Annotated in this window: 19 protein-coding genes and 1 pseudogene; 10 read left to right on the forward strand and 10 right to left on the reverse strand. The window is 42.5% G+C overall.

The features are described from left to right. Positions 1–142: 142 nt before the first annotated feature. From astE to M5E07_RS15650, 6 genes are all read right to left on the reverse strand, one after another. Positions 143–1117: a succinylglutamate desuccinylase gene (gene astE, locus M5E07_RS15625; RefSeq protein WP_252220585.1), complete on the reverse strand. Its 975-nt coding sequence runs from the start codon at positions 1115–1117 to the stop codon at positions 143–145. Between the two features lie 23 nt (positions 1118–1140). Next, on the reverse strand, positions 1141–2481 hold the full coding sequence (gene astB / locus M5E07_RS15630; RefSeq protein ID WP_252220587.1) for an N-succinylarginine dihydrolase: 1341 nt from the start codon (positions 2479–2481) through the stop codon (positions 1141–1143). 23 nt (positions 2482–2504) lie between these two features. Further along, the gene (gene astD, locus M5E07_RS15635) at positions 2505–3974 is read right to left on the reverse strand and encodes a succinylglutamate-semialdehyde dehydrogenase (protein ID WP_252220589.1); all 1470 of its coding nucleotides are present in this window, start codon (positions 3972–3974) and stop codon (positions 2505–2507) included. Then, positions 3974–5005 (reverse strand): arginine N-succinyltransferase, encoded by a 1032-nt coding sequence (gene astA / locus M5E07_RS15640; RefSeq protein ID WP_116762684.1) that lies wholly within the window; start codon positions 5003–5005, stop codon positions 3974–3976. Before astA ends, astD begins: the two co-directional genes overlap by 1 nt. A gap of 13 nt (positions 5006–5018) precedes the next feature. Then, positions 5019–6236 carry a bifunctional succinylornithine transaminase/acetylornithine transaminase gene (locus tag M5E07_RS15645; protein WP_252220591.1) on the reverse strand — a complete coding sequence of 406 codons (1218 nt, stop codon included), beginning with the start codon at positions 6234–6236 and terminating at the stop codon, positions 5019–5021. A gap of 71 nt (positions 6237–6307) precedes the next feature. Then, on the reverse strand, positions 6308–7582 hold the full coding sequence (locus tag M5E07_RS15650; protein WP_171304984.1) for a Glu/Leu/Phe/Val family dehydrogenase: 1275 nt from the start codon (positions 7580–7582) through the stop codon (positions 6308–6310). A gap of 180 nt (positions 7583–7762) precedes the next feature. Between M5E07_RS15650 and M5E07_RS15655 the strand changes: the two genes are divergently transcribed. From M5E07_RS15655 to M5E07_RS15700, 10 genes are all read left to right on the forward strand, one after another. Beyond that, complete coding sequence (locus M5E07_RS15655) at positions 7763–8206, forward strand: Lrp/AsnC family transcriptional regulator (protein ID WP_416253329.1); 444 nt, start codon at positions 7763–7765, stop codon at positions 8204–8206. Positions 8207–8530: 324 nt separating this feature from the next. Further along, a complete protein-coding gene (gene ribBA / locus M5E07_RS15660; protein ID WP_252220594.1) occupies positions 8531–9652 on the forward strand; it encodes a bifunctional 3,4-dihydroxy-2-butanone-4-phosphate synthase/GTP cyclohydrolase II in 1122 nt (373 codons plus the stop codon). 11 nt (positions 9653–9663) lie between these two features. Next, a complete protein-coding gene (gene ribH / locus M5E07_RS15665; protein WP_016165653.1) occupies positions 9664–10134 on the forward strand; it encodes a 6,7-dimethyl-8-ribityllumazine synthase in 471 nt (156 codons plus the stop codon). 3 nt (positions 10135–10137) lie between these two features. Next, positions 10138–10587: a transcription antitermination factor NusB gene (gene nusB, locus M5E07_RS15670; RefSeq protein WP_116762674.1), complete on the forward strand. Its 450-nt coding sequence runs from the start codon at positions 10138–10140 to the stop codon at positions 10585–10587. A gap of 17 nt (positions 10588–10604) precedes the next feature. Continuing rightward, the gene (gene thiL, locus M5E07_RS15675) at positions 10605–11522 is read left to right on the forward strand and encodes a thiamine-phosphate kinase (protein ID WP_252220596.1); all 918 of its coding nucleotides are present in this window, start codon (positions 10605–10607) and stop codon (positions 11520–11522) included. Next, positions 11473–12021, forward strand: a complete 549-nt coding sequence (locus M5E07_RS15680) for a phosphatidylglycerophosphatase A family protein (protein WP_252220599.1) — start codon at positions 11473–11475, stop codon at positions 12019–12021. The genes thiL and M5E07_RS15680 overlap by 50 nt, the downstream gene beginning before the upstream one ends. Positions 12022–12042: 21 nt before the next feature. After that, a complete protein-coding gene (glmU, locus tag M5E07_RS15685; RefSeq protein WP_252220601.1) occupies positions 12043–13407 on the forward strand; it encodes a bifunctional UDP-N-acetylglucosamine diphosphorylase/glucosamine-1-phosphate N-acetyltransferase GlmU in 1365 nt (454 codons plus the stop codon). A gap of 12 nt (positions 13408–13419) precedes the next feature. Next, a complete protein-coding gene (gene glmS, locus M5E07_RS15690; protein ID WP_252220603.1) occupies positions 13420–15258 on the forward strand; it encodes a glutamine--fructose-6-phosphate transaminase (isomerizing) in 1839 nt (612 codons plus the stop codon). A 53-nt stretch (positions 15259–15311) separates the two neighbouring features. Then, positions 15312–16682, forward strand: a complete 1371-nt coding sequence (locus tag M5E07_RS15695) for a phosphohexomutase domain-containing protein (RefSeq protein ID WP_252220605.1) — start codon at positions 15312–15314, stop codon at positions 16680–16682. Between the two features lie 56 nt (positions 16683–16738). Further along, positions 16739–17773: an acyltransferase family protein gene (locus M5E07_RS15700; RefSeq protein WP_252220607.1), complete on the forward strand. Its 1035-nt coding sequence runs from the start codon at positions 16739–16741 to the stop codon at positions 17771–17773. Positions 17774–17780: 7 nt separating this feature from the next. Here the strand turns inward: M5E07_RS15700 and galE are convergent, their stop codons facing one another. From galE to M5E07_RS15715, 4 genes and pseudogenes are all read right to left on the reverse strand, one after another. Beyond that, entirely contained in the window at positions 17781–18800 is a 1020-nt protein-coding gene (gene galE / locus M5E07_RS15705; RefSeq protein WP_252220609.1) for a UDP-glucose 4-epimerase GalE, read from the reverse strand. Positions 18801–18896: 96 nt separating this feature from the next. Then, positions 18897–20771 (reverse strand): polysaccharide biosynthesis protein, encoded by a 1875-nt coding sequence (locus tag M5E07_RS15710; protein WP_252220611.1) that lies wholly within the window; start codon positions 20769–20771, stop codon positions 18897–18899. 675 nt (positions 20772–21446) lie between these two features. Continuing rightward, positions 21447–21669 (reverse strand): annotated as a pseudogene (locus M5E07_RS16415) (IS3 family transposase); the annotation flags it as partial. A gap of 479 nt (positions 21670–22148) precedes the next feature. Continuing rightward, on the reverse strand, positions 22149–23333 hold the full coding sequence (locus M5E07_RS15715) for a DegT/DnrJ/EryC1/StrS family aminotransferase (protein WP_252220614.1): 1185 nt from the start codon (positions 23331–23333) through the stop codon (positions 22149–22151). Positions 23334–23338 lie beyond the last annotated feature (5 nt).

Genomic DNA, 23338 nt, shown 5'->3' on the forward strand with positions numbered 1-23338 from the left:
GAAGCGAACCCATAATCACTGGATGTAAATATTGCATTAATATTTTTCACAATATCCATATATTCAATTCCATTGAAAATTAATTTAACGATTTAAGTTCGATAAACCACCATCATCATATTTAATAAATCGAGACGAATAATCACGCACGAAGCTCAGTTAATATCAAGCCTGCCCTTAAGCCTTTTTTCACTTGGGTATTTGGAAATAAAATCCAGACCTGTTCTGGTGCAATCACATAAGGTTTGCCCTGTTGTAGGGCAATCACTGCATCCGATTGGAACATCGAGAAATTGGGGGCAGAATCGGCAAGATTAAGCTGAAAGTCATCTTCAGTTTTGATAATCGAATCGACGACACGAAAGTTTTTAATTGCTGACTTTTGGCGTGCAGGTAAAAGTTGTTCTGTCACTACCGCACGTAGAACTTGATTAATTGCAGCAAATGCTGCCAAATCATTTTGACCAAAAGGTTTGGCATGACCAAGCTCAAGGGTTGAACTCGCTGCCTGAAATCTTGAACTGGTATAGTGAGTAAAAGTTCGACCTGCCGTGTTGTGATATACCAAGGCATCCAGTTCCGCAGCACTTAAACATTCCAACATGACCGCATCATAGCGATGGGTTTGATAAGGAAATAAAGCAAACGTCGGAAGCAAAGACGGACGGATTGCTGTGTGCAAATCATAGTGATAGCGTTTAACCTGCGTAGGGCAAGATTGAAAGAAATCTGCCACCAACTGCTCTAGCTCCGCTACACGCTTCGCTTCAAAGGTTTCTGCAAATTGCTGATGTGCACCACAAAACATGCGGTTCATATCATTTTCAACATAGCGTTGACCTGAACGAATCGCGACAGGATTGCCCAAGATCAACATTAATTTGACCTTGAGCTGTAACGCACCTGCAAATAAATCCTGACTGAGCTGCGCCAATAACTCGATTGGCGCAGTTTCATTGCCATGTACACCCGCGGACAGCACAATGGCTTTTTCATAAGCCTGTTGAGGCGTAAAAGACAGTACCCCTTCAGCCAACCATTCCCAGCTAAAATTGTCCTGTATGCCTCGGGTTGAAGCAGCTACTTTTTGCTCTAACACACTACTTAAAAAATCCATCTTCTGCTGTCCTTACTCGTGAATTAACGCTGGAAGTGATATACCGAACCCAAGCCTAAAATTTGCGTTAACTCATCTAACGCAGTACGGCTTTCAATCAATAATTGCGGGTCAGCCAAATCTTGCTGTGCCAACTGGTCACGGTAGTATTGATCTACCCACGTGTTTAAACGGGTAAACAAGGCATCATTCATAAACAGATTCGGATTAATCGCATTCAGTTCTGCTTCATTCACTGCAACACGCAAACGTAAACATGCAGGACCACCGCCATTACGCATACTTTCACGTAAATCGAAGACTTTAATGTCATCAATTGGGGTACCCATTTGAATCATGTCGTTCAAGTAGCTCCATACCGCTGGGTTTTGACGCGATTCTTCAGGCACCACAATGCTCATACCGCCATCGGCACGCGTGAGTAATTGACTATTGAATAAATAGGTATTCACCGCATCTTTCACTGAAACACGCTGATCAGGCACTTCAATGGACACGAAGTCTTGACCCAAACGCGCCATTTTTTCACGAATTTCAGCCAAAGCTTCCGATTGGTTTAAAAATGCATGTTGATGATGGAACAAGACGTTTTGGTTACTCACCGCAATCACGTCGTTGTGGAAGACCCCTTGGTCAATCACATCGGGATGCTGCTGAACAAAAACGGTTTGTTCTGCTTTGAGTTGGTGTAAACGTGCTACTGCTTCACTCGCCTCACGCGACTGACGCGCAGGATAGTGTTTCGGGCCAATACCACCGCCAAGGAACTGCTGACCATAGACAAACACTTGTACGCTGGCTTGATCATAAGCACCGCCTAAACGGTTATGGTTCGCGGCACCTTCATCGCCAAACAACGCCACAGGTGGTAAAGCTTCATGATGAGCAAAGTGACGCTCATCATTAAACATTGCCGCCATAACACGCGATGTCGTTTCATGCTCGATGGAACGGTGGAATTTGTTGTTCAAGTTTGCCGCTGTAAAATGCACACGACCATCTGCACTGTCTGCCGACGGTGAAACCGTTGCCGCATTGGCTGTCCACATGCACGACGCAGAACTCAAAGCGGATAATAATGCAGGCGAGGTACGCATCGCTTGTTCAATCACGCTATGGTCATCCCCGCGGAAGCCCAATTTGCGCAAAGTGGGCACATGTGGGCGTTCTTGCGGTGCAAATACACCTTGCTTTAAGCCCATGTCGGCCAAAGCTTTCATCTTTAACAGACCTTGCTTGGCAGCCAACTTTGGGTTGGAAAGATTATTTTGGTTTTTGGTCGAGGCCTCGTTTCCAAAAGACAATCCCGCATAGTGATGCGTTGGACCGACTAAACCATCAAAATTAATTTCATAGCCTGACATTTCTAAACTCCCTTTTTGTCGACTTACAGCACAATGCCTGGCGATAATTTTTCAGGTAGGCTTACCTGCTGACTTTCTAATGATGCCATTGGCCATGCGCAATAATCTGCCGCATAGAAGGCACTGGCACGATGATTCCCTGATGCACCAACACCACCAAATGGCGCGGCACTTGAAGCGCCTGTTAATGGTTTATTCCAGTTCACAATGCCTGCACGCGCTTCAATCAATAAACGCTCGAACAGTTCACGATCTGGTGAAACTAAACCTACTGACAAACCAAAACGTGTTGCATTTGCAAGGGCTACAGCTTCATCAAAATGGTCATAACGATAAATGCAGCTCAATGGGCCAAAATATTCTTCATCTGGCACATTGTTAATGCCTGTAACGTCCAATAAACCTGGACTTAACAAGCTGCTGTTGGCATCTGCTTGAGTCACAGGCAATAACACCTCAGCGCCCAAATCCACTAAACGTTGTTGCGCTTGTAAAATTTGCTGTGCAGCATGCAATGAAATCACGCCCCCCATAAACGGTTGTGGCTGTGCATCCCACTGACCCACCACCAAGTTACGGCTGACTTCAACCAAACGTTGAATGAAAGCATCACCTACAGCACCATTTTTGATAATCAAACGGCGCGCACAGGTACAGCGCTGACCTGCGGAAATAAAGGCAGATTGGAGGGTTAAATTCACTACTGCATCAATATCGGTAATTTCATCAATAATTAATGCGTTGTTGCCACCCATTTCCAGCGCCAAGATTTTCTCTGGTGCGCCCGCAAGCTGCTTGTGTAAGTGGTAACCCGTATTGGCACTGCCTGTGAACAACAAGCCATCAATCTCATGGGATTGAGCCAGTGCTTCACCTGTGCTGCGACCACCTTGTACCAAGTTCAATACGCCTGCTGGTAAGCCTGCCTCATGCCACAACTTCACGGTTTCTTCTGCTGTCCACGGCGTGAGTTCACTTGGTTTAAAAACAATGGTGTTGCCCGCGATTAAGGCTGGAACAATGTGACCATTCGGTAAGTGACCTGGGAAATTATATGGGCCAAATACAGCCAATACCCCATGTGGACGGTGACGCAAAGATGCTGCACCATCAGCCATTTCCGTTACGCTTTCGCCTGTACGCTCATGGTAAGCACGAATCGAAATGACCACTTTAGCAATCATCGATTGAACTTCGGTTAAGGTTTCCCAAATTGGCTTGCTGGTTTCACGGCTAATGACTGTCGCTAACTGTTGTTTATTTTGTTCTAGCAAGCTCGCAAAGCGATGAATCACCTCAATACGCTCTGCAAGTGGGCGACGTGCCCAAGCAGCAAAGGCAGCACGTGCCGACTGACAAGCCTGTTCCACTTGTTCAGCCGTAGCTTCTGCACCTTGCCAAATTACTTCTTGAGAAACTGGATCGAGTTTGTTCCATGCTGCACCCTGCGCTGGAGACCATGTCCCATTAATATATAAATTTCCTTGTGACATTATTTTGACTCCATCTTGTCTAAAGGCAACATACGAATACTTTGCCCCGCTTGTACGCCAAGCGCATAGGCTTGTTCAGCCGTTAAACTTAAGTTATCTGCATCCGCAGCATGTTGAATTAAAATTGCGCGATAATCGTGATAACGGTCATTCGCCACCAAATAACGACCTGTCGCTTCTGGCAAACTGCTCACGATTTTCACAGCACAGGTCTGGCTTTCCTTGACTGCACGTAAGTTTTTCACTTCGGCTTCGAGGGTTGGCCCTGCATCAAAAATATCGACATACCCCTGATAGCGCAGACCTTCCGACTCTAAAACACGAGAAGCTGGAACCGTCTGAGGATGGACTTGCGCAATCACTTGCTGTGCTGCCAATGGCAATAAATCGGTATACACAGGGAAGCGAGGCATCAATTCCGCAATAAAGACTTTTTGCCCAATACCACTCAGGTAATCAGCCGTGGAGAAGTCCATATTGAAAAAGTGATAACCCAAGGCATCCCAAAAGGGTGATCGACCATTTTCATCGGAATAACCACGCATTTCTGCAATCAGGGTATTTTGAAACGCCTGTTGAAATGCAGCGATAAACAGAAAACGGATTTTAGAAAGCAATTTGCCATTTTGATCTTTACGGTACTCAGGATCTAAAAACAGCGTGCACAGCTCACTACATCCCGTGTGGTCATTGCTTAAAAATAGGGTATTTAAAGCCTTATAAACATTCAGAGCCTGTGAAGCATGCACTTGCTTGCCCACATGAAAGTTATAAAATGGTTCTGTCAAACCCACCGCAACTTCAATCGCACTCACACCGACCACGCGCTGTAACTGGGTATCTTCTAAAACAAATAAATAACCTTGCTCATTTGGCGCAGCTTGACCTTGTAAGGTCTTTTGGGTGCGTGCAATTCGAGCCAGTAAGATCTCTTTATTTTGGGGTAAAGAAGTCAGACCTACGCCCGACTTCCCCGCCAGAATGAAGATGTCATCTAAATCTCGATGCTCTGCATGTCTAACAATCATCATCAGCGGTGACCTATCACGCGCCAACGAAACGTGCGAGCGCACGCTCAAAACGTTGTAAACCTGCTTCAATATCCGCTTCTGGAATAATTAAAGATGGCGTGAAACGCACGACATTTGGACCTGCAACCAATGCCAACAAGCCTTCTTCACCTGCAAGGGTGACGATATCTTTGGCTTTACCTGCATATTCCGCTTTCAGTACACAGCCAATCAATAAACCTTGACCGCGAACTTCTTCGAACAAGCCAAAACGTTCATTCAAACGCTTTAAACCTTCGGCAAAGATTTGCGCACGGGTACGTACACCATTCAATACTTCAGGGGTGTTGATAAAGCCAAACACGGCATTTGCTACAGCAGATGCCAATGGATTACCGCCATAAGTCGTACCGTGATCACCCACCGCATACATATTCGCGTATTTATCAGTGGTAATCATGGCGCCAATTGGGAAACCACCACCGAGTGCTTTGGCTGTGGTTAAAATGTCTGGGGTCACTTCAGTGTTCATATAGGCATATAACGCCCCAGTACGACCCACGCCTGTTTGTACTTCATCAAAAATTAATACAGCACCGTGTTGATCACACAGCTCACGTAAACCTTTTAAGAATTTAGGATCGGCAGTAATGACTCCACCCTCACCTTGAATCGGTTCAACAATCACTGCGCAAGTGTCGGCATCAATCGCTGCACGCGCTGCATCCAAATCATTAAATGGAAGATGCTGAATGCCTTCTGGTAAAGGTGCAAAATCTTGCGAGTATTTCGGTTGACCACCCGCCGATACGGTAAATAACGTACGGCCGTGGAAAGCATTTTTAAATGCAATAATCTTATTCTTGCGCGCAGAGCCTGAAAGTAGGCCCACTTTGCGCGCAAGTTTCAAAGCCGCTTCGTTGGCTTCTGCACCAGAGTTACAAAAGAACACTTTATCGGCGAAGGTACTTTCAACCAATTGTTTTGCTAGAGTCAGTACAGGTTCATTAGTATAACCGTTACCGATATGCCATAACTTCTGACCTTGTTCGACTAAGGCTTTGACTGCAACTGGATGTGCATGTCCAAGCGCATTCACCGCAATGCCCCCTGCAAAATCAATATATTCTTTACCTTGCTGATCCCACAAACGAGAACCTTCGCCACGCACAGGAATAAATTGAGCAGGTGCAAAAACAGGCACCATATACTGATTAAAATCTTGGCGATTAGGTTGGCTATTCTGGTTCATGGTCTGTTCTTCCTTAATAAATCTGATGTTGTTGTTACTTGAATGTGCCCCGAAGGGCACAAAACTTTCCCTTAACCTGGGAAAATTCCTCGTTCTTTACGTGCTTTCAAAATACGTTCACAAGCCAAAATGTACGCTGCGGTACGCAAGCTACAATCTTTGTCATCTGCTGTATGCCAAACGTCTTCAACCGCTTTAATCATGAGCTTGTCTAAACGCTCATTAATTTCTTCTTCAGTCCAGAAGTAGCTTGCCATGTCTTGAACCCACTCGAAGTAACTCACGGTTACACCGCCTGCATTACACAGCACATCAGGAACAATCATGATTTGACGTTGTAAAAGAATATCTTCTGCATCTGGATAAGTTGGACCATTGGCACCTTCCAACACCAATTTGGCAGTCAATTTTTGCGCACGCTCAGGAGTAATCTGACCTTCTAACGCAGCCGGGATTAAAATATCCATCTCCACTGCCCAGAACGCTTCATCTTCAATTAACGTTGCATCAGGGAAACCTGCGACACCTTTATGAATCGCAACATAGTCTTGCAATTGCTTAACATTCATACCGTCTGCGTTGAAAATCGTGCCTGTATGGTCTTGCACACACACCACTTTCGCATTGGCTTTATGGAAGAGGTATGCGGCTTCACTGCCCACGTTACCAAAGCCCTGAACCGCAATACGGCTGCCTTCAAGTGCTAAGTTAATTTTCTTGGCAACTTCTAAACCTGTCACGAACACGCCGCGACCCGTAGCACGTACACGACCCAATGAACCGCCTAAATGCACAGGTTTACCCGTTACTACACCTGTGACGGTATGACCTTTGATCGTGGAATAGGTATCCATCATCCAACCCATAATGTCCGCATTTGTGCCGACATCTGGCGCTGGAATATCGGTTTGTGGGCCAATGATTGGGCTAATTTCAGTGGTAAAACGACGCGTCAAGCGTTCAAGTTCACGTGGAGACAATTTCCGCGGGTCGACTCGAATGCCACCTTTCGCACCGCCATACGGTAAATTTAATACCGCAGTTTTAATGGTCATCCACGCTGAGAGGGCCATGACCTCATTCAGTTCTACATCTGGGTGGTAACGAATACCGCCCTTACCCGGTCCACGCGACAAATTGTGTTGTACACGGTAACCTTCGAAATGCTGAATAGAACCGTCGTCCATAACAATAGGTACATCGACAATAAGCGCACGCTTTGGACGCTTTAAAGTATTGATAAATGGGATTAAGTCTTCTTCAAGATAAGGTGCTACACGGTTAATCTGAGCAAGGTAGGTTTGCCATGCGCCACTATTTTCCATTTCATACGACAAAGACATTATTTTATCCTCTGAGAATTTAATTAATTCAATCCATTCAAAATAGGAAACACCCCATCTATTGGACACCGCCTCAGCTCGGTGCTGTTCCAACTGGAGTGCTACCCAGTACACATAGTATGAAAAATCAAAACGACTCTAAAAAGTTGTAATTTTGATTAAAATGCAATAAATTTTAGCAAAATGATAATTTGGAAAATCAAAGTGAATGATACTGACAGCCAAATTCTAGGTTTACTGCGTGACAATGCTCGTATGTCAATTACCGATATTGCCCACAAAGTGCGCGTTTCTCGGAATACTGTGCAGAAACGAATCGAATATTTAGAATCGAGTGGCATCATTACGGGCTATACCGTCCGCTTAAAACCGGGCAGTGAGAAAAACACCATTCGTGCTTGGATGAATATTATGGTCGAAGGCACCAAAACCAGTGCCGTCGTGAAAGAATTAAGAATTGATCCTTCGGTACATACCCTGCATACCACCAATGGCAAATGGGATTTATTGGTTGAGCTGAAATCGGACAGTTTAGAAAGTTTTGATAAAACCCTAGAGCGCATTCGAACCATTTCTGGCATTTATAATACTGAAACCAGCATTTTACTTTCGACATATAAAGCATAAGTCATCCCGTCTTGGTGATTTCAAGTGAGGATCCTAAACACTTAGCAATCAAAACCATCCTGATCAATACCACTTCATTTGATAGAAAGGTGCAGTTCAACCCCGTTTTCTCGGAAATTTGAGCCGATTTTGACCCCATGAGTTTAACCGATTGTTCATTTTTAAATGGCACAACTCTTTTAAAGTCCCGCGTGGCTGTGTATAACAATCGACGTACAGAAAAGTAAAAGCATAGGCAAACTGTCTAAAAAAGCGTTAGACTATGCCACAATCAAAAATGCAAAGACTCTGGTCATTTGCAGACGAATAGAAAGGTGAAGATTGATGCCGCTCAATACCGTTGAAGAGCTCGTAGCAGATATCCGTGCAGGGAAAATGGTCATCCTGATGGATGATGAAGACCGTGAAAATGAAGGTGACTTGGTCATTGCGGCGACACACGTCCGCCCAGAAGACATTAACTTCATGATTACACATGCGCGTGGTTTGGTGTGCTTAACTTTAAGCCGTGAGCGCTGTCAGCAATTGAATTTACCTTTAATGGTCGATACCAACGGTGCGCAACATGCCACCAACTTCACCCTGTCAATTGAAGCAGCCGAAGGGATTACCACAGGTATTTCCGCCGCTGAACGTGCACACACCATTCAAACAGCGGTTGCTGCACATGCCAAGCCTAGCGATATTGTGCAACCTGGACATATCTTCCCGCTGATGGCTCAACCCGGTGGCGTACTGCACCGTGCGGGACATACCGAAGCAGGCTGTGACCTTGCACGGATTGCAGGCTTAGAACCCGCTTCAGTGATTTGTGAAATCATTAAAGAAGACGGCACTATGGCCCGTCGCCCAGATTTAGAAATTTTCGCTGAAAAGCATGGTCTTAAAATGGGGACCATTGCTGACCTGATCCATTACCGCATGACCAATGAACAAACGGTCGAGCGTTTAGGTCAAGAAACCATCGACACTGAATATGGTACATTTGAACTGTTCCGTTATCGTGAAATCGGGAATCCAGATATTCATTTGGCTTTGGTTAAAGGTGAGCCAAAAGATGGCATCACTACAGTTCGTGTACATGGTTTTAATCCGACCCGTGACTTGCTTAAACTCAATAAGCAAGATGGCGAACCTGCTTGGAACCTAGACCGTGCATTAAAAGAAATTGCACAAAGTGATCGTGGTGTACTGGTGTGGATTGGTCAACGTCACCTACAAGACCTAGGTCCTGCATTAGACAGTTTAACAGCACCGAAGAAAACCAAATCCAGTGCAGCATTGTCTCAGCAATACCAAACCATTGGGGTGGGTGCACAAATTTTACGTGATTTAGGCGTTGAAAAAATGAAGCTGCTCAGTTCGCCGCTACGTTTCAATGCATTATCAGGTTTTAATCTTGAAGTGGTAGAATATGTCACTGCTCAACAAACATTAACGAAATAATCGAGGTTGCTATGGCGATTCGCCGAATTGAAGGTTTATTACATCTCGCGAGCGAAGGCCGTTACGCGATTTTAGTGGGTCGTTTCAATAGCTTTGTGGTTGAACACTTACTAGAAGGTGCAATTGATACATTGAAACGTCATGGTGTATCAGAGGATAATATCACTGTTGTTCATGCACCAGGTGCATGGGAACTGCCAGTGGTTGCAAAAAAACTGGCAGCTTCTGATCGCTTTGATGCCATCATCGCACTAGGTGCAGTGATTCGTGGCAGCACGCCACACTTTGACTTTGTCGCAGGTGAATGTGCCAAAGGCTTAGGCGTTGTAGGCTTAGACACTGGCTTACCAGTGATTAATGGTGTATTGACTACGGACAGCATTGAACAAGCGATTGAACGCTCTGGAACAAAAGCAGGTAATAAAGGTAGTGAAGCTGCCCTTACTGCAATTGAAATGGTTAACTTGTTAAAGGCTATTTAAAGCATGTCGCAAACACTTCAAGCCGCTTATGCTGCAAAACGTAAAGCACGTCGTTTTGCTGTACAAGGCATTTATGAATGGCAAATGAGCCGCAACCCAGTGCATGAAATTGAAGCACGTACGCGTGTTGAAAATGCCATGCATAAAGTGGACCTAAGCTATTATCATGAATTGCTGACTCAAGTGGTTGCCAATCATGACGCTTTGGATGCGCTTCTTATTCCTGTGCTAGATCGCCAAATCGAAGCACTAGACGGTGTTGAACTTGCAACACTACGTTTAGGTGCTTACGAATTGAAAGAACATCTTGAAATCCCGTATCGCGTGGTTTTAGATGAAGCGATTGAGCTTGCGAAACACTTTGGTGGCGCAGACAGTCATAAATACATCAATGGTGTATTGGACCGTTTAGCCAACAGCCTTCGTGCAGCAGAAAAGCAACAAGCACAATAAGACGTGTAGTAAGTAGTATGGCTGAGTTTTCAATTATTGAGACCTATTTTAATCGAGCGCATAACTATTCGGTTGATTTAGGCGTCGGCGATGACTCAGCCCTACTTACCCCTCCTCCGCAGCAACAATTGGTGATCTGCACAGACACCTTAATTGCAGGACGACATTTTCCTCTCGATACTCCCGCTCATGCGATTGGCTGGAAATCGGTTGCCGTGAATCTTTCTGATATCGCTGCAATGGGTGCCAAACCGCACAGCATCTTATTGGCATTGAGCCTACCCCAAATTGATCATGACTGGCTAAAAGACTTTAGTCAGGGACTCTATGATTGCTGCGATCAATTTGGCGTAAGCTTAATTGGTGGTGATACCACCCAAAGTCCGCATCTCACCATTTCGGTCACTGCCCTCGGTTGGGTCGACACAGGACAAGCGGTAAAACGCTCAGGTGCTCAAGTGGGTGACTACGTTTGCGTCAGTGGTCAGGTCGGTGATGCAGCCTATGGACTTCAACATCCAAATCACGCCTTAAAGCAACGTTTAGATTACCCGACCCCACGCTGCCAGCTTGGACAGCAGCTCAAAGGCGTGGCCTCTGCCATGATAGATGTCTCGGATGGACTGGCACAGGATCTTGGACATATTCTCAAAGCATCGCAGGTCGGTGCTCGACTACAATTGGAACAGCTTCCTATCGATGTCAGTCTGCAACATTTAACACAAGTACAACAATGGCAATACGCACTGGCAGGTGGCGATGACTACGAGTTATGCTTTACAATCAGTCCGCAAAATTACCAACGGCTTTTACAACAACAATTAGATGTAAAAATTACGGTAATTGGAACCATTACAACATCAACAGGGCTTACATTTGAAAAAGATGGCAAAGATCATCCGTTTCAATTTCAAGGGTATCAACACTTTGCATAAACCTCCAATTCAGTTTAACCATATGTCTTGGTCGAACCGCTGTATTGTCTTTTGTGGTGTCGGTTTTGGCTCTGGTTTATTACCCAAAGCACCAGGCACATTTGGTTCGGCTTTTGCCCTGCTTTTTATTCCATTGTGGTTGAATTTAGGCTTTCTCAACTCCATATACGCCATCATCTTCATGTCGCTGATCGGCATCTATATTTGCGGTCAAACTGCCAAAATAATGGGTGTGCATGATGATGGACGCATTGTCTGGGATGAATTTGCAGGTCAATCCATTACCTTATTGCCGCTGATCTATTTCGGACAAATGAGTGTCTTCTCTGCATTGATCGGTTTCTTGCTGTTTCGCCTGTTTGATGTGTGGAAGCCATGGCCGATTCGCGTCATTGACCGCCAAGTCCACGGCGGATTTGGCATTATGCTCGATGACATTATTGCGGGGCTTTGGGCAGCGCTCTGTATTTTTATATACCTCAATATTTCTCTGGCTTAAAGTCAGCTTGTAAGGTGTGTTATGACAACTTCTGTGATTATTCTTGCTGCAGGTAAAGGAACCCGAATGCGTTCCCAACTCCCCAAAGTGTTACAACCTTTAGCAGGACGCCCCTTACTTGGACATGTGATTGAAACGGCAAAGCAACTCAATGCCGAGCACATCATCACCATCTATGGGCATGGGGGTGAACAAGTACAACAACACTTTAACCATGAACATATACAATGGGTAGAACAAGCGGAACAACTGGGTACGGGTCATGCCGTCCAAATGACCTTACCTGTACTGCCACAAGACGGCATTTCTCTGATTCTGTCTGGTGATGTCCCGTGTATCACACCCACAACATTACAAAAACTGCTCGATGCCTCACGTGAAACAGGGATTGGTCTGGTCACCTTAACGCTTGACGATGCCACAGGCTATGGACGCATTGTGCGTAAAGATGGCCAAATTCAAGCCATTGTTGAACACAAAGATGCCAACCAACAACAACACCAGATTCGTGAAATCAATACAGGCATCTATTGCGTAAGTAATGCCAAGTTGCATCAATGGCTACCACAGCTCACCAATAACAATGCGCAGGGTGAATACTACCTCACTGATATTGTCGCGATGGCACTGGCCGATGGTCTTGAAGTTACTTCCGTTGAGCCTGAAATGGCATTTGAAGTGGAAGGCGTGAATGACCGCATTCAACTTGCGGCATTAGAACGTCAATTTCAAAACTTCCAAGCCAGAAAATTAATGCAGCAAGGCGTGCATTTGATTGACCCGAGTCGTTTTGATTTACGCGGCAAGCTTAAAGTTGGTCAAGATGTACGGATCGATATTAACGTGATCATTGAAGGTGATTGTGAATTTGGTGATTCTGTTGAAATTGGCGCAGGTTGTGTAATTAAAAACACCAAAATTGCCGCAGGCACCAAGGTACAGCCATATAGCATTTTCGATCAAGCCATTGTTGGTGAAGATACCCAGATTGGACCTTTTGCGCGTTTACGTCCAGGTGCGAAACTCGCCAATGAAGTCCATATTGGTAATTTTGTTGAAGTGAAAAACTCAAGTATTGGTCTGGGTTCTAAAGCCAATCATTTTACTTATTTAGGCGATGCCGAAATTGGTGAAAATTCAAATATTGGCGCAGGAACCATTACCTGTAATTATGACGGTGCCAACAAATTCAAAACCATTATTGGTGACGCTGCCTTTATTGGCTCGAACAGTTCACTGGTCGCCCCTGTACGCATTGGTCATGGTGCCACTGTCGGCGCTGGTTCGGTGATTACTCGTGATGTTGAAGATCACAACTTAGCCTTTGAACGTTCAAAGCAGATAGTCAAAGAAAACTATCAACGTCCACAAAAATTGAAGAAATAAGAGGATATTCCTATGTGTGGTATTGTCGGTGGCGTTGCAGAACGTAGTATTACCAATATTTTAATTGAAGGTTTAAAGCGACTGGAATATCGTGGTTATGATTCGGCAGGCTTAGCGCTGGTAAATCATGATGCGATTTTACGTGAACGTCGCGTCGGTAAAGTTGCCAACCTTGAACAAGCTGTAAATGAATCATTAGTCTCAGGTTCACTTGGAATTGCGCATACCCGTTGGGCAACCCATGGGAAACCGACTGAAAATAATGCCCATCCGCATGTCTCAGGTCAGGTCGCTATCGTACATAACGGTATTATCGAAAACTATCAAGAATTGAAAGATGATCTTGAAGCTTTGGGTTATATCTTTACTTCGCAAACCGATACCGAAGTCGTAGCGCATCTGGTACATGATGCTTTGAAATCGACCTCTAGCCTGTTAGAAGCCGTACAAAGTGTGGTTCCTCAGCTTAAAGGTGCCTATGCACTGGGAATTATTCACACAGATTATCCTGATGAACTGATTACGGTACGTGAAGGCTCACCACTGGTGATTGGTGTGGGTATTGGTGAAAACTTCATTAGCTCGGATCAGTTGGCTTTATTGCCAATTACCAACCGTTTTATTTACCTTGAAGAAGGTGATATTGCCCGCTTAACACGCGACAAAATTGAAGTATTTGTGAATGGGCAATTGGTACAACGTCCTGTCAAAGAACTGGATGCAACGGTCAGCAATGCCTCGAAAGGTGAATTCAAGCATTACATGCTGAAAGAAATCTACGAACAGCCTGAAGCATTGCAACAAACTATTTCTCAAGCCTTAGATGGCAATGCCTTACGTGCAGACTTCTTACAACATGCTGAAGCGGATTTTGCGAACATCCAACAAGTGCAAATCCTGGCTTGTGGGACCAGTTACCATGCCGGCATGATTGCCAAATACTGGTTTGAACAGCTCATTGATGTGCCTTGTCAGGTTGAAATTGCCAGTGAGTTCCGTTATCGCACCCCTGTGATTGTGAATAACACACTTTACTTGTGTATTTCGCAATCGGGTGAAACCGCAGATACTTTAGCTGCATTACGCGATACCCAAAAACGTGCCGCAACAAAGAACATTAATATTGTCACCATGGCGATTTGTAATGTGGCCACTTCATCAATGATCCGTGAGACCAGCCACAGCTTATTGACCTTGGCAGGCCCTGAAATTGGAGTTGCTTCGACCAAAGCCTTCACCACGCAATTGGCCGCATTGATGTTACTGATTTTAAAAATTGGTCAAATCAAGCAAACCATTTCAGAACATCAAATTCAAAGCATCGCAGCAGAATTATGGCACTTGCCTAAGGTTGTTCTGGATACCCTGCAAAATAACGTGGCTATTTTGCGACTTTCAGAATTGTTTGTAGAAAAACAACACTGCTTATTCCTTGGTCGTGGCACTCACTTCCCGATTGCCTTAGAAGGCGCGCTCAAACTGAAAGAAATTTCTTATATTCACGCTGAAGGTTATGCTGCTGGCGAACTTAAGCATGGCCCATTGGCTTTGGTTGACAATGACATGCCTGTGGTTATTCTTGCGCCACAAGATGACATGTTGGATAAATTAAAATCCAATATGGAAGAAGTTCAGGCACGTGGAGGTGAGCTGTTTGTCTTTGCGGATGAGCACAGCGGTATTCACAGTAAAGAACGCCAACACGTAGTGAGTGTGCCGAGTATCAGTGCAACCTTAGCGCCAATCGTGTATAGCGTACCGGTGCAGCTACTGTCTTATCATGTTGCAGTATTACGTGGTACCGATGTAGACCAACCTCGAAACTTAGCCAAAAGTGTGACTGTAGAATAAAACCAAAGGCTCGAATATCGGGCCTTTTTTATACAATGATCAAGAGTTAAAAAATGACCACCCTGACCTGTTTTAAAGCATACGATATTCGAGGCAAACTCGGCACAGAATTGAATGAAGAGATTGCCTATAAAATTGGCCGTGCCTATGGGCAAATCTATCAACCTAAAACAGTGGTAATTGGTTGCGATATCCGTCTGAGCAGCGAAGGCTTAAAACAAGCCACCATCCAAGGACTCATCGATGCTGGTGTCAATGTTCTTGATTTGGGGATGACTGGAACTGAAGAGGTTTATTTCGGTGCCTTCCATCTTGATGTACAAGGGGGTATTGAAATCACGGCCAGTCACAATCCGATGGATTATAATGGCATGAAACTGGTACGTGAAAATGCACGTCCAATCAGTGCTGACACAGGTTTGAAAGACATTCAAGCGCTTGCTGAATTGGACACATTTAAAACCGTTGAGCACAAAGGTACAGTCGAAAGTTATAATATTCTGCCTGAATTTATCGACCATCTCCTCACCTACATTCACCCTGAAAAAATTCGTCCCCTCAAACTGGTGGTCAATGCGGGCAATGGTGCAGCAGGACATGTGATTGATGCACTAGAGCAAAAGTTCAATCAACTGCAAGTTCCCGTAGAATTTATCAAAATTCATCATGAAGCCGATGGCACATTCCCAAATGGTATTCCAAATCCGATTTTAGTTGAAAATCGTGATAGCACTCGTCATGCAGTACTAGAACATCAGGCAGATATGGGCATTGCTTGGGATGGCGATTTTGACCGCTGTTTCCTCTTTGATGAAAAAGGGCAATTCATTGAAGGCTATTATATTGTCGGCTTACTGGCACAAGCCTTCCTGTTAAAACAAGCCAATGAAAAAATTGTGCATGATCCACGTTTGGTCTGGAATACTTTAGATATTGTTAATCAATATCAAGGTATTACCGTACAGTCTAAATCAGGTCATGCCTTTATTAAAGATGTTATGCGCGAACATAATGCGGTTTATGGCGGGGAAATGAGTGCCCATCACTATTTCCGTGATTTTGCTTATTGCGATAGCGGCATGATCCCATGGTTACTGGCGATTAGCGTTTTATCTGAAACACAGCAATCTTTATCTAGCTTGGTTGAAGATATGATTACCAAGTTTCCATGTAGTGGTGAAATCAACTTTAAAGTTGCGGATACTCAAGCCACCATTCAAAAACTGTTTGACCATTTTGCCGATCAGAACCCTGAGATTGATCGCACCGATGGGGTAAGCTTAGATTTTGGCACTTGGCGTTTTAACGTGCGTGCATCCAATACAGAACCTTTGCTTCGCCTGAATATTGAAAGTCGTTTAGATCAAAATCCGAAGCCGATGCAAACTTACGTGCGTGAATTAACTCAGTTAATTCAATCATAATTTCTTTTGAACGGAGTCAACACATGGCTTCGTTCATTCTTGATTAGAAAATACATATGAAACGATATGAAACCCTTGATTGGTTAAGGGGTGTAACCGCCTGTGCCATCATGATTTATCACCTTATCAGTTGGACATTGTGGCACCCTCAAGCAGGCAGCCTCTTAGGTAATTTAGGTATTTATGGTGTTTCGATCTTTTTTGTACTTTCTGGGCTAAGTATGGGGATTGTGTATAATCATTTTTTCCACAATTATAAATCTTCCTTTATATTTTTCATCCGCCGCTTATTTAGATTACTCCCACTCCTCTGGATTGTGATTATCATTATTAGCATCGATCAATTTTATCTCACGCACTATTTTGATTTATCTAAATTCATATTAAACATAACACTGTTATATGGATTTTTAGCACCCAGTGAATATATTAATGTGGGGGCATGGAGCATAGGCAATGAATGTGTTTACTATGCTTTCACACCTATACTGATTCTACTTTACAATAAACGAAAATTATTCGGTAATTTAGCACTCTTAGGGGCGGTTATAATCGGAATATATTTCGCATTTTTCGCCCTTGATCATCATTTAACACTCGCACAGCAGTGGAAAATTTACATTAATCCATTTAATAATTTATTTTTATATTTTAGTGGCTTAGCGTTATATTACAATTTTAAAGAATTGACAATGAAACGTATTGCACCTCTGCTTATTTTCATATCAATCTGCCTTCTTTGGTTTTATCCTGTTAGCGGAGATCAGATTGAAATTGTCACAAATTTTAATCGTATTATTTTCTCTATTGCAGCAGTGACCTTAACACTTGGTTTTTATAAGCTAGAAGTCATTACAATCCCCTTAAGTCTTTCAAAACTTCTATCGAATATTGGGGAAGCAACCTATGGCATATATTTAATACATCCTGTCGTTTTTCTCTATATTACTCGCTTTTTTAACTTAAATTCTTATACAACTATCTTGCTTACTATTATTTTAACCCTATTGATTTCAAATCTTCTTTATTATTTTTATGAGAAGCCTTTTATCAAAATTGGCAAAAGGCTTACTACACGATCAATCACTTAAACTATAGTTATTGACCATAGCCCTTTGGATTTTGCTTCTGCCAGTTCCAACTGTCAGCGAGCATATCCTGAAGCCCATATTGCGGCTGCCAGTTCAACTCTGTCACTGCACGAGTATTGTCTGCGAATGAGGTGGCAACATCCCCCTCACGTCGTGGTGCAAATTCAAATGCAATCGCAATCCCATTGACTTGCTCAAAGGTATTTTTAATTTGCAAAACTGAGGCACCTTGCCCCGTACCAATATTCCATGCCCGACAGCCTGTCGCGGATAAGCGATTATTTAAGGCACAAAGATGTGCATTGGCTAAATCCACCACATGGATATAATCACGAACACCTGTACCATCAACGGTATCGTAATCTTGACCAAAAATAGATAATTTTTCACGACGCCCAACGGCCACCTGCGTCACATAAGGCATCAAATTATTTGGAATTCCTTGTGGATCTTCACCAATGCGACCACTTTTATGCGCGCCTACAGGGTTAAAGTAACGCAACAAAGCAATTGACCAACGCTCATCTGCAACACTTAGCTTTTGTAGCATTTGTTCAACAATCAGTTTGGTATAACCATAATTGTTGGATGGCATACCCGTCGGCATCTTTTCATTCAATGGTGAAACATTTGCCTCATCATAAACGGTCGCAGAAGAACTAAACACCAACTTAAATACGCCAGCACGTTCCATGGCTTTGACCAAATTCAGACTCCCTGAAATGTTATTATCAAAATAAGTCAAAGGAATCTGCTGGCTTTCACCTACTGCTTTTAAGCCGGCGAAATGAATTACCGCATCAATCGCATGCTGTGCAAAGACTTGATCAAGCGTTTCGCCATCTCGAATATCTCCCTCAATAAAATCGAGAGATTTTCCAGATAGTTGTTGTACCCGCGTTAAGGATTCAACCGAACTATTTGAGAGATTATCCAAAACCACAACTTCATGACCCGCGGTTAATAACTCAACACAGGTATGTGAGCCGATATAACCAGCTCCACCTGTGACTAAAATTTTAGCCATATTTTTTCCTTGCAAAACTTTCAGTAAGCCCTAAATTAAGCTATCAAATAAATCCTGTAATATCGAAATTATACTCATCAAGCAAATCTCTATAATTTAGTTAATTATAACTTGATTACCCCGTTTATACCCATCGACATAATGCTCAAGTTGAGTCAACAACCAATCTATATCTGGTTTTGCTGCATCCATTTGATTTATTCTATCAAAGACTATTAGTATTTCTTGTAAGGGATAATCTTTTTCAAAAGAACGGCGAATCCGCGCATGCTCTGTATACTCTGTATTCTCTTGGTCAATCAACAGTTCCTCATACAGTTTCTCTCCTGGACGTAAGCCACTATAGATGATTTCAATATCACCACTCAACGACCCAGTTTCTCGCACAGTGAAACCACTTAGTTTAATCATTTGTCGTGCCAAATTCTGAATGCATACAGGTTCCCCCATATCCAATAGGAAGACATCTCCACCTTGCCCCAATGCACCCGCCTGAATCACCAATTGCGAGGCTTCAGGAATTGTCATAAAGTAACGCGTAACTTCTGGATGAGTCACAGTAATGGGGCCCCCTTTGGCAATTTGCTGTTTAAATAAAGGGACTACTGAACCTGAAGACCCTAAAACATTACCAAATCGAACAATACTGATATGTGTATTTTTTTGTATTGCAGCGACAGATTGACAATATAGCTCTGCCATCCGCTTCGAAGCCCCCATCACATTGGTTGGTCGAACCGCTTTATCTGTCGAAATTAATACAAATGTTTCTACCCCTTTTTTTACTGCTGCATTGAGACTACATGCCGTACCAATCGCATTATTTTTCAATCCAGCAAGCGGATTACATTCAACTAGAGGCACATGCTTGTATGCTGCTGCATGGTAAACCGTTTGAACACCATACTGTTCAATCTCATACTCTAATTTGGCTTGATTCCGCACAGAACCCAAAACAGGAATGATTGTCACATCACAGCTCGAGTGTAATTCTTGATCAATGTTATACAGTGCGAATTCGTTCAGTTCATAAAGAACTAGCGCTTTCGGCTTATTCTTAACAATTTGACGACATAATTCAGATCCAATAGACCCACCTGCACCTGTCACCATCACAACTTTATTTTCAATATTCTTGGTCAATAAATGCGAAATCGGGGGAATAGGATCACGCCCTAACAAATCAATAATATCCACTTCCTGAATATCAGAAACTGTAATTTCACCATGAACCAACTGGGTCAAACCCGGTAGTGCCGTAATTTTTAAATTACAAGGCTCAAGCTCATGAATAATCTCTGCTTTTCTTACACGCTCCACTGAAGGAAGTGCCAATAAAATTTCGTCGATTCGATCTTTTTTCAACCGTTGTAATGCTTGAGCAACTGGATAAACAGGTATGCTGCCAATAATTCTTCCTTGTAAGGATGGATCATCATCAATAAAGAATACAGGTAGATACTGACCTGAACATTTAAGTGCCGCCTCAATTTGCTGACCAGCTGCACCTGCACCATAAATTGCAACTCTTTTACTGCCAATTTCAGCACAATATGAGGCTCTAACTAAAAAACGAATATATACTCGACTCAACCAGACCCATGTAAACATCATAAATCCGAATATAAATGGGACAGACATCGGTACAAATGTTGCAGTACTTGAACGCAGTACATATAAGGCTATCATCGTCATCGCGACAGCAAGTGCTAACTTCCATATCAGGATTTCTTCAAAAGTATGGACAATAAAACGATAAACTCCTGTGATCATCAAACTTAAGACTGCAATAAAACTGATCAAGAGAATGCCATATGTCGCATCTGAAATAATTGGAGTTTCAGGATCAAATAAACGAATCACATAGCACAACCATAAAATTACAGGGAAAGCCAATAAGTCCAAAAAACTTAAAAAAATTTGCTTATATATTCTTGGTTGTGCAGCAAATTGATGGATTATATTTTTCACAATGATGATCCTCTTTACAGGATTGCATCTTTATCTTTGTGCCCATTTTTATATCAATAAAAATGCATGTTGAAATGGCATATCCTCATGGGGACTTTTGTCCTTACATGGTTTAACTTTTTATTGCATCAATCGCCTGCACAATCTTCTTAATCGCATTCACAGTTTTTACATCTCTCTTCACTTAAGAGAGATATGTACCAAGAACATTAATTTTTTCACTTAGATATTGAGCATTCACTAAGCACACTTTAAGTCTCAAAGCAGACCTTCTCGATCAAGCAAACGAATGGCATAGCACAACTATAAAATCACCATAAATGTAAATAAATCCCCAAAAATTGGTAAATTTGATAAATTAATATTTGTTTTTAATTAAATTGAGATATTCATCAAAAAATAGAATTATTTTATTAAATTAATCAGAGATTAATGAAAAATCATGACAAATTACAACTTTGAGTTCTAAACAACTTTAAAACAATTACCATCTGGACAACTACGCACTGGTTAAACTTTTACTCTGAAGTCTCGGATTAAAGAGCGGACTGAAACGGTCTTAAATGCAGAAATTAAAAAATATCTGGACGTAAATCCTAAAAAATCAATTGTAGAAAGGGCTACTCTCGCAAGACCAAAAGATTCTGGTTCATTTAAACTGGAGAGTATTCTCTCCACAGAGAATCTCTCTAAATTCTTAAAATATTCTTGTTGAAATGCTGTCAAACTTAACTCACTATTTTCAGAGTGTTGTCTGATTCGATTGTAGTAAATCTCAATATATACAAACTAGATATCATTGGTTCGTTTGCAAGTAGACAATACGCTGCCGTGTACCACATGAACTTTTGATGTATGAATGGAACTTCTAGTTACTGTCATCCCAACAGTCTCTACGCACAAATATTATTTTAATTCAGCTACTTGTGTAATAGCACTCTAAAATCACAATACAGTCTCGTAAGCCTGAGAAGCACAGCTTCACAAGCTCATAAGCATTACACCTGATAGAGTTTCCTAGCGAACCATTGCATAATCAAATGCATCACATACCAAGTGATAGTTTATGTGTGAGCTAGTTTTCCAACCACGAATACAATGACTAAATTAATTCAATATTACCCATTAGTACAACTCACCTTCTTTCATTCAAATAGAGGCAATGTTGACTATCTAAATAGTCGCGGCGACTTGAATAATTGCAGATAAGCAATCCCTAAAATTTTGCGCTGTAGGCAAACGATGATTTGAATCGATTTGCATGACTAGAACAATAATACTGTACAAGGAAGCCATCTAATATCGCTAAAATTAACATTCCATTATTTTTAAAAGAACGATGTATCCAATCTTTTGTCGAGGATCACCTTAATTGGTTTAATTTTTTATTGCATTCATCATCTGTATAACCTGCTGAATAGCATTCACAGTTTTTGTCAGACTATCTTCTGTTAAGGTCGGATGTACCAAAAACATTAAACTGGTTTCACCTAATTGTTGAGCGTTCACTAAGCGTGTTTTGGGTCTCCAAATAGTACCTTCAAATGCTTTTTCTAAATAAACTTCTGAACAAGAGCCAATAAAGCATGGCACACCTTGTGCATTTATTTCATTCAAAATACGGTCACGTGACCAACCTGCCGGTAATTGTTCAATATTCACCTGTACATAGCACTTATAGTTGGCATGTACATAATCTTGGTTTGGATAATGTACGGAGAAATAACGACTATTTTGAAATACAGCCAATATACGCTGCGCATTCTGTGTACGTTTTTTTGTCCATATTGGCATTTTTTTCAGTTGCATACGCCCGAGCACGGCCTGCATTTCCATCATGCGCCAATTGGTTCCAAAAGAGTCATGTACCCAATGGAAACCAGGTGGGTGTTGTTTATGGTAAATGCTGTCATAATTTTTACCATGGTCTTTATAAGACCACATTTTTTCCCATAAGTTCTCATCATTGGTGGTAACCATCCCGCCTTCACCACCAGTGCTCATAATTTTGTCCTGACAGAAAGACCATGCCCCAATATGACCAATCGAACCCGCTGATTTTCCTTTATATTGTGCACCATGTGCTTGAGCACAATCTTCAATGACAAATAACCCTTTTTCTTCTGCCAACTGCATGATTGGATCCATATCACACATCCAGCCCGCTAAATGTACACAAATAATGGCTTTGGTATTCGGAGTTAATACCGCGTCAATGGTCTTTCGAGAAATATTCTGAGAATCCAGCTCAACATCTGCAAAAATAGGATTAGCACCTGCTGTAACAATACAGCTGGCAGATGCAAGAAAGGTTCTGGATGTAACAATTACATCATCTCCAGCACCAATATTTAAAGCTTTTAAAGCAACGTCAAGTGCTACCGTACCATTCGCTAGTGCTACGGCATATTTAGTTTGAGAAAATTGCGTAAATTCTTTCTCAAACTCTCGACATTCTTTTCCAGTCCAATAGTTCACTTTATTTGAAAGAAGCAGATCTTTAACAGCATCTGCCTCTTCTACTGTGAAGCTTGGCCATGGTTCAAATGTAGTATTTAGCATGATTT

The sequence above is a fragment of the Acinetobacter tibetensis genome, assembly GCF_023824315.1.
In the GTDB taxonomy this organism is placed as follows: domain Bacteria; phylum Pseudomonadota; class Gammaproteobacteria; order Pseudomonadales; family Moraxellaceae; genus Acinetobacter; species Acinetobacter tibetensis.